Origin of the sequence: Streptomyces sp. WM6372 (assembly GCF_001279655.1) — a bacterium.
GTDB lineage: Bacteria > Actinomycetota > Actinomycetes > Streptomycetales > Streptomycetaceae > Streptomyces.
Map to the genome: position 1 here is coordinate 1 of NZ_LGDB01000106.1, position 453 is coordinate 453.

Genomic DNA, 453 nt, shown 5'->3' on the forward strand with positions numbered 1-453 from the left:
TCCGTGCACCCCACCGTCGCCTCGGTCGGACCGTAGTGCGCCACGACCGACACCTGCGGATGCGCCTGCCGCCACTGCGTCACCGCATGCGCGGGAATCGCCTCTCCGCCCAGCATCAACTGGCCACTGGGCACGAACCCGCGCCCGGCACCCTCCAGGACCGGCAGATGACTGGGAGTCACCTTCAGGAACGTCACCGGCAACCCGACGCCGTTCCCCTCCCCGGCAAATACAGAGTCGGAGCCAGAGTCCAATGCAGCCACCACGACACAGCCACCCGCGGCCAAAGCCCCGTACAGACCGGTCACACCCAAATCGAACGACGCCGAGGCGTGCCACGCCGTCGACCCCGCCAGATCCGGATACGCCTGCGGACACCGCACCACGTAATTCACCAACGCCGCATGCGACACCACCACACCCTTCGGCCGCCCCGTCGAACCCGACGTGTAG

The 453-nt window shown here is 68.0% G+C and carries 1 protein-coding gene; it reads right to left on the minus strand.

Annotation, left to right across the window (positions count from 1 at the left end; translation table 11 throughout):
• The coding region (locus ADK52_RS09660) for an AMP-binding protein (RefSeq protein ID WP_234343607.1) at nt 1-413 on the minus strand (413 nt) is incomplete at its 3' end.
• Between the last annotated feature and the right edge of the window lie 40 nt (nt 414-453).